The 7,228-nt window shown below is 69.8% G+C and carries 6 protein-coding genes; 2 read left to right on the forward strand and 4 right to left on the reverse strand.

Annotation, left to right across the window (positions count from 1 at the left end):
- The first annotated feature begins 165 nt into the window (after nucleotides 1–165).
- A complete protein-coding gene (locus tag ACFVH0_RS02205) occupies nucleotides 166–1,140 on the forward strand; it encodes an oxygenase MpaB family protein (RefSeq protein WP_385817542.1) in 975 nt (324 codons plus the stop codon).
- Here the strand turns inward: ACFVH0_RS02205 and ACFVH0_RS02210 are convergent.
- The 4 genes from ACFVH0_RS02210 to ACFVH0_RS02225 form a co-directional block, all read right to left on the reverse strand.
- Nucleotides 1,058–1,690, reverse strand: coding sequence for a TetR/AcrR family transcriptional regulator (locus ACFVH0_RS02210; protein ID WP_385817543.1), 633 nt, complete (start codon nucleotides 1,688–1,690; stop codon nucleotides 1,058–1,060). The genes ACFVH0_RS02205 and ACFVH0_RS02210 overlap by 83 nt on opposite strands.
- A gap of 176 nt (nucleotides 1,691–1,866) precedes the next feature.
- A complete protein-coding gene (locus ACFVH0_RS02215) occupies nucleotides 1,867–4,557 on the reverse strand; it encodes a M4 family metallopeptidase (RefSeq protein WP_385817545.1) in 2,691 nt (896 codons plus the stop codon).
- 130 nt (nucleotides 4,558–4,687) lie between these two features.
- Nucleotides 4,688–5,785 carry a helix-turn-helix transcriptional regulator gene (locus ACFVH0_RS02220; protein WP_385817546.1) on the reverse strand — a complete coding sequence of 366 codons (1,098 nt, stop codon included), beginning with the start codon at nucleotides 5,783–5,785 and terminating at the stop codon, nucleotides 4,688–4,690.
- 102 nt (nucleotides 5,786–5,887) lie between these two features.
- Nucleotides 5,888–6,364, reverse strand: a complete 477-nt coding sequence (locus ACFVH0_RS02225; RefSeq protein ID WP_385817547.1) for a macro domain-containing protein — start codon at nucleotides 6,362–6,364, stop codon at nucleotides 5,888–5,890.
- A gap of 129 nt (nucleotides 6,365–6,493) precedes the next feature.
- Between ACFVH0_RS02225 and ACFVH0_RS02230 the strand changes: the two genes are divergently transcribed.
- The gene (locus tag ACFVH0_RS02230) at nucleotides 6,494–7,225 is read left to right on the forward strand and encodes a MerR family transcriptional regulator (RefSeq protein WP_385817548.1); all 732 of its coding nucleotides are present in this window, start codon (nucleotides 6,494–6,496) and stop codon (nucleotides 7,223–7,225) included.
- Nucleotides 7,226–7,228: the final 3 nt, after the last annotated feature.

Genomic DNA, 7,228 nt, shown 5'->3' on the forward strand with positions numbered 1-7,228 from the left:
GTGTTGACGGGACTCATGAAACAAGTCGATAGTATTTGTAACTTTGACTCCCGAGCTGGATGGTCCGTCACATCCCTTGCATGCAAAGCGAGTTGGCCAGCCGCTCAGCGACAACCCACAGGAGCGGCCCCGCAGGGAGTCGGTACCCGGACAGGAGGGCGCACCATGGGCCGATACAGCCGCCTGCACGAGATACGCCGGATGGATCCGGCGCGCGACTACGCCGAGATCCTTCGGCTGATCTCCCAGTACGAGTTCCCCTGGGACTACCGGCAGGGGGTGAGTGTCGCCTTTCTCCGGGACTACGGCGTGCCCCGGATCTCCCTGCTCCTGGACCGGACCCAGGAGTTCGAACGGGCCGGGCAGAAGCGGTACGACGACACGGTGCTGATCGGGTACGAGATGGCCGCCGACGGCTTCGACTCGGAGCGCGGGCGCGCTGCCGCGCGTCACCTCAACCGGATCCACGGCAAGTACAAGATCCCGAACGACGACTTCCGCTATGTTCTCGCGACCACGGTCGTGGGGCCGAAGCGCTGGATCGACCGGTTCGGCTGGCGCCCCCTGTGCACCCAGGAGGTCCAGGCCCTGGTGGAGGCGGGCCGCAAGACGGCGGCGATGATGGGCATCGAGGGCGTGCCCGACACGTACGAGGGGTTCGAGCGGCTCCTCGACTCCTACGAGGAGCGGATGTTCGCGTACGACCCGGCGAACCGGCGGGTCGCGAACGCCACGTTCCGCGTGATCGCGAGCTGGTACCCGCGTCCGTTGCGGCCCCTGGTGGCGAGATTCGCGCTCGGGCTGCTGGACGATCCGCTGCTGGCGGCGCTGGGCTTCCGGCCACAGCCGCAGTGGGTGCGGGCCTCGGCGTCGGCCGCCCTGCGCCTGCGCGCGCGCTGTGTCCGCGGGCTGCCGGCCCGGCCACGCAGGTTTCCCGCGCGCCCGCAGCCCCGTTCGTACCCCTTCGGCTGGCGGCTCGACGACCTCGGACCGCACTGGGCCCGCAACCGCCCCCTGGAGCCCCTGCCCGACGAGACGGAAGGCAGCGCCGGGGGCGCTACCCGGCAGCGAGCAGCGGCACCAGATAGCGGCGGGCGAACTCCCGCACCTGGGTGTCGTCGTCCAGCTCGAAACAGCTGACGGGGTTGAGAAGGAAGGAGACGGTGATCCGCACCATCAGTTCGGCGACCGGGGCCGGATCGCACGCCGGCCGGCCCTCCGCGCGCCGGGCGTCCCGCAGCCGGTCGGCCAGGTACTCGCGGATGGCGAGGAAAGCAGGTCCGCTCTCCAGGGTCAGGAACGGCAGCATCGTCTCGGGCTCCAGCCTCAGCAGACCGCCGATGAGCGGATGTTCGCGTATGTGCCGGAGAACGGCGGCGAAGCCCTCGACGAGCCGGTCCTCCGTCGTCGGCAGCGCGGCCACGGCGTCGTCCACCTCCACGACGAAGCGGCGGTACTCACGCAGCAGACAGGCGGAGACGAGGCTGTCCTTGTTGCCGATCCGCCGGTACACGGTCACCCGCGAGACCCTGGCGCGCTTGGCGACGTCGTCGACCGTGGAGCGGCGCAGCCCGAAGGTCGTGAACTGCTCGCGGGCGGCGTCCAGGATCTGCTCGCTCAGCGCGTCGGAGGGCGGCGTCGCACTGAGCGCCAGGGCCAGCCGTGTCTCGTCGGTGCTCCGTGCCGTCATGGGCCCTCTCCCGTTTCTCCGCGTCCACCCCACCATAGAAGTCGATACGGAGTGACCCACCCCGTATCTCTGCATCTCTGTATCTCTGTATCTCTGTATCTCTGTATCGACGAGGACGGGGCACCCATCCGAGTCCGGTGGGCACCCCTGCCTTCGATGCGGTGGTGCGGCGGGTGCTACTCGCAGGTGCCGGCGAACGTCCCCCGGGTCACCACGTCGGTGGCCGCCGCGGTCGTGTCCAGCCAGGCGACGCGCTGGCCGTCACCGAGGGACGGGGCCAGCTGGGAGCCGGAGGAGCAGGAGACACGGCTGAAGCTGTCGATGCCCGCGACCACGTCGGCGGTCCTGGCGACCTTCACCTTGGTCGGTCCGCTCCACGAGCCGAGCGCGCCCCAGAAGTCGTACGTGGAGTAGGCGAAGTACTCGTCGTTGACCGAGAACTGGGCGAGGTAGGTGCTCGACGGGTACCGCAGCGTCGCTGCCTTGGACAGGTCGTCGAGCGGAGCCGACGCGAACTTCGAGGACGGAACCAGGAAGCCGTTCGTCTCCCGCCAGAACACCCGGTCCGAGGTGATCTGGATGTCCGAGACGTAGTTGAAGAGGAAGCCGGAGATGCGCTTGGTCTGCGTGGTGCCCTTGGCGATGTCGTAGACGGTGACCCAGGTGCCGTCGACTCCGGCCCAGGCGATCCTGCCGTGCTTCATCGCGAGCCGGGCGGCCTTGGTGCCGGCCTCCGGGGTCACGTTGACCGTCGTTCCGTCGGCCTTGCGGAGCATGACGTCCTGCTCGCCGTCGGGGGTGGTGCTGATGTAGGCGAGCGCGCCGTTGTCGGTCACCGGCTCGGTCTCGTCCGCGCCCGGCAGGTCGACCAGCTTCTTGATCGCGCCCTGGCCCTTCGAGCCGGTCCGGTAGATGCCGATGCCGTCGGCGGTGATCCGGGTGAAGACGATGCGGTCGTCGTCCAGGGAGGGGTCGAGCAGATAGGCGTCCTTCTGGGCCACCTCGTGCACCGGCTTCTTGCCGAAACGGCCCACGGTGATGCCGAAGGCGGCGCTGCCCTGGTCCCAGGCGATGGCGTCGCCGTGGCTGATCGCATAGACGTCGCCGTTGATCTGGGCCGCCTGCTCGTCGACTCCGCTGTAGAGCTCGTAGGCGGGCAGGACGTCGGCGCCGATGGTGGTGCCGTCGTGCGTGCCGCCCTTGCGCTCCCAGCCGGCCTCGATGCCGTGGTCGTCGAAGGCCTTGCCGATGGTGGCGAGGTCGGCCTTGGAGACCTTCAGGGACTTGGCGGCCAGGGTCACCGCATTGCGCATGTCGGTAAAGCCGGACAGCGGCGTGAGGTAGTTCTGCGCGGAGCGGTAGATGATGCGGTCCGCCAGCTCGGTGTCGAGGTTCTTGCGGATGTCCCACAGCGCGCCGCCGACGATGGTGGAGTTGTAGTGCACCCCGCCGTTGTCGATGTCGAGCGTGATGGGCTCGTAGTCCTTCTGCGCGTTGCGCCCGTCGTTCAGGTCGCGCAGGGCGCACTCCTCCAGCGGCTTCGTGCCGTTGCAGAGGTACTCCCCGATGAGGCCGGACTTCGGGTCGCTCATCGCGACTCCCTTGTCTGCGGTCTCCATGGCGTTGCCGAAGTAGTCGGATATCGCCTCGTTGAGCGCGCCCGACTGGTTGAGGTAGACGAGCCCGGCGGAGTGCTCGGTGACGCCATGCGTCATCTCGTGGCCGACGACGTCCAGGCCAACGGAGAGCGGCACTCCGTCCATGTGGCCGTAGACCATCTTGGAGCCGTCCCAGAAGGCGTTGGCGTAGTCCTTGCCGTTCGCGGCGACGTTGACGACGGAGTGGATCGTGCCGCCCTTGCCGTCGATGCTGTCGCGGCCGATCCGGTTCTTGTAGAACTCGTAGACCTTGGCCGCGTTCAGGTGGGCGTCGACCGCGCCCGAGGAGGTGTTCGCGCCGTCGAAGCGGTCGCTCGCCGAGGTGCTCAGCGGGATGTCGTCGGTGACCGGGCCGCCGGCGACGAGCGTGTATTCCTTGCGCTGCGCGTCGTAGGTGCGTATCTGGCCACCGGTCTGCGGGTACATGGTGCGCGTCGAGTCGACGAGCGTGTACGAACCGTCCGTCTCCTTGTTGACGTCCAGCTTCGCCTCGCTGCCGTCGACGCGTACGCCCGTCCCCTGTGCGGGCGACGCGTCCGCCGCGTCGATGTTGTTGTACGAGAGCGCGATGCCGCCCACCCGCGCGTCGACGTACACCTCCTGGCGCACCGGGGTGCCGTTCGCCCTGCCGCCGGTGACCGTGAAGTGCCAGGCGAGCCTGCCGCCGTGGGCGTCGGGCAGTACGGACAGGCCGTGCGCCTCGGTCTTCGCGCCCAGCACGCCGGACAGGCCGCGGTCGAGCGTGAACATCCGCTGCTTCGCGGTGGCTTCGCTCACCTTCGGCGTGGTGGAGACCGTGAGGTCGGTGTAGAGCGTGCCGGTCGCGGAGATGACCTGCTGGCCGCCGTCGGCCGCCTCGGTCTGCACCGCGTACTCGGCGCCGAAGACCGGCACACCGTCGTGCTTCTGCTGGAAGCGCACCGAGGACTGCTTGCCCTCCTTGGTGGTCCGCAGCGTCTTCAGGTCGGAGACCGGGACCTTGTACGTGCCCTTGTGGTCCTTGATGTGGGCGCGGGCCGCCTCGGCAGGCGTGCCCTGCCGGGCGGTCCGGTCCAGCCCCTGGGTCATCGCCGGGGCGACGGCCACCGGCTCTGTCGGCTGCGCCGTGGCGGTGTCGTCCGCCCAGGCGGGTGCGGCCAGCAACGTCGCGCCGGTCGCGGCGGCGACCACTCCGGTCGCCAGCATCCGCAGCACACTCGTTCGTCTCACGGGACCTCCCCATCACACACCTGCGCCTGAACCACAGGGGCTCAGGCGTTGACGTGCTGATCGTTCGCCATGGGGGGTTGGATGAACAAGAGATGATGCTGGCGTGAAAGTGCCGTGGCGTAATTACGCCTCAGCTGCCTTTCTGGGCACCGGAGTTGTCCGCGATGTCGGGCAGCCACCCGGCTCGGGCGGCGTACCAGCCCAACTGGAAGCGGGTGGCCGCGCCCACCTCGTCCATCAGCGCGTGCAGTCTCCGCTGGACGGTGCGATGACCCATGCCCAGCTGACGGGCTATGGCCGCGTCGGTCAGGCCGACGTGGAGGAGAGCCACGATCTGCCGGTCGATCACGGCGACCGGGGCCTCGTGTTCCTCCTCCGTACCGGAGACGCTCAGTCGCCAGCCCTTCGCGAAGTGCTCCTCGAAGAGCGAGACCAGAGCGGTGAGCAGACCCGTCCGGTGCACGACGAGCGCCACCGGTTCCGCCTCGCGCTCCGGGTACAGAGGCAGCAGGGCGACCCGGCGGTCGACGATGGCGAGCTTGATCGGCAGCCGGTCCGTGACGGATATGTGCTGGCCCTGGGCGACGCAGGAGGCCAGCACGGCCGCGGTCGCCGGCTGCTCCAGCCATTCGCGTTCGACGACACTGCGCACGGTCACGCCGCGGTCCATCATCTCGGAGTCCACCTCTTCGTGGTTGTCCTCGAAGCTGAGCACCGCGGGCACATGCCTGGCCGGAACCAGGGTGCACACCTCGGTCCTGGCCTGGCGCTGCATGCTCAGCAGGCGTCGCCGGATCGCCGCCGGACCGGACAGCACCTCCACCGGCGCTCCCGACGCGTGCGACTGTGCGGCGCGGTGGCGCTCGGTGAGGTCTCCCACCAGCGACTCGACCCGGTGCAGCGCGGCCCGGCGGGCTTCGAGGAGCGGCCCGAGCGCGAGCACGGGCGAGGCGGCCCGGTACCGGACGGTGCCGTCCGGCTCCGGCCGCGCGGCACTGGCGAGCCCGCGATCGACGAGCGAGCCGAGCGCACGCGCCACCGCCGAGCCGTCCAACGGGCTTGCGAGAGCGTCGGGCTCACTGTCGGGACGGTCCACCAGCAGGCGGTAGACCGCGTCCTCGTCCGGTCCGAGGCCGAGCAGGGTCAGCAGGGACATGTCCACCAGGTCGCGCGGTGCGGCGGCATCGGGACACCCGGGCTCCCCGTGCCCCGTCTCGGCACCCGTCACCGGCCCCACCCGCTTCCTGCCGCCCGTCGGCCGGGGTCAGGGTATCCGGCGGATTTCCGCAGGCCGAGGCCCCAGGAGCCGGGAAAGGCCCCGGGTTCTGTCCTAGTCGAAGTCGTACACCGTCACCGGTATGCCCCGGCCGGTCAGCCGCTGCTCTATCAGGGGCTCGATCCGGGACCACTTCCCGCCCGCGAGCCCGCAGCCGATCCGTGGCATGTGGACCGAGGCCCCCAGCTCGCGGGCCCGGTCGGCCACCGCCCCCAGCGCCGTGTCGATCGCCTCGTAGCGCACCGGAACCCCGTTGCTGCGCGTGCGCATCCCCCGCTGTCCCACCGTGTTCGCCACCCATATGTACGGGCTCACCTGCACGAACTGCACCGCGCCGAGGGCGAAGTCATTGCCCGCGCGCTCCCGGTGCCAGCGGCGGTAGGCCGCTTCGGGCTCGGGCCAGCGGCGTGAGACTGCCAGGACGAACCCCTTGCCCCAGCCGCCGAGGTCGTTGCAGACATGGACGATCAGCTTGACGCCCTTGCCATGGGGTGCGGTCGCATCCCCCTGTACGTACACGATCTTGGACATGGCATCAGCCTAGGTTCCGCCTCTGACAGCCGAGCACTTTCACATAACTGGTGAGACAGCAATACTGTTGCACCGGGGCGGGCCACGCGTACAGCCGCTCGCCCTCAGGGTCGGACACGAGGAGCAGACATGGCGACCGGCACCGAGGAGCCGACGCTCACCGTCGACGAGCTGGCGGCGCGCGCCGGTGTCACGGTACGCACCGTGCGTTTCTACAGCACCCGGGGTCTGCTGCCGCCCCCGGTGATCGGCCCGCGACGCGTCGGGCACTACGGCCACGAGCACCTGTCCAGGCTGGCGCTCATCGAGGAGCTCCAGCACCAGGGCATGACGCTGGCCGCGATCGAACGCTATCTGGAACAGCTGCCGCCGGACCTGAGCGCGCACGACCTGGCGATCCACCGCGCGCTGGTGGCCTCCTGGGCACCCGACTCGGCGGAGGACGCGACGCGGGCGGAGCTGGAGCGGCGGGCCGGCCGGGAGTTGACCGAGCAGGACATCGCGAGGCTGGCCGCGATGGGTGTGCTGGAGCGCGCGGAGCCGGTCGACGGGAGCTACCGGGTGGATCCGGGGTTGCTGCGGCTCGGCGTGGAGCTGCTCGGCGTGCCGATCGCCCACGAGACGATCCTGGCCGCCCGCACGGTGCTGCTGGAGCACTCCCGCTCCGCCGCGCAGGAGCTGACCCGGCTGTTCCGGGACGAGGTGTGGGGTCCGTACCGGGAGCGGGAGGCGGACCCCGAGCACGTGGCGGCGATGAAGTCGCTGTCCGCCCATATGCAGCCGATGGTGCTCCAGGCGCTGGTGACCGCGTTCCAGCGGTCGTTGAAGGAGGAGCTGCGGGCCGCGTTCACGGCGGAGTGAACG

The sequence above is a fragment of the Streptomyces sp. NPDC127117 genome (genome assembly GCF_042677325.1).
In the GTDB taxonomy this organism is placed as follows: Bacteria; Actinomycetota; Actinomycetes; order Streptomycetales; family Streptomycetaceae; genus Streptomyces.

Bases quoted from the DNA above. Each gene is read 5' to 3' on its own strand.
- ACFVH0_RS02230 (WP_385817548.1), top strand. From the start codon at position 6,494: ATGGCGACCGGCACCGAGGAGCCGACGCTCACCGTCGACGAGCTGGCG.
- ACFVH0_RS02210 (WP_385817543.1), bottom strand. From the start codon at position 1,690: ATGACGGCACGGAGCACCGACGAGACACGGCTGGCCCTGGCGCTCAGT.
- ACFVH0_RS02205 (WP_385817542.1), top strand. From the start codon at position 166: ATGGGCCGATACAGCCGCCTGCACGAGATACGCCGGATGGATCCGGCG.
- ACFVH0_RS02225 (WP_385817547.1), bottom strand. From the start codon at position 6,364: ATGTCCAAGATCGTGTACGTACAGGGGGATGCGACCGCACCCCATGGC.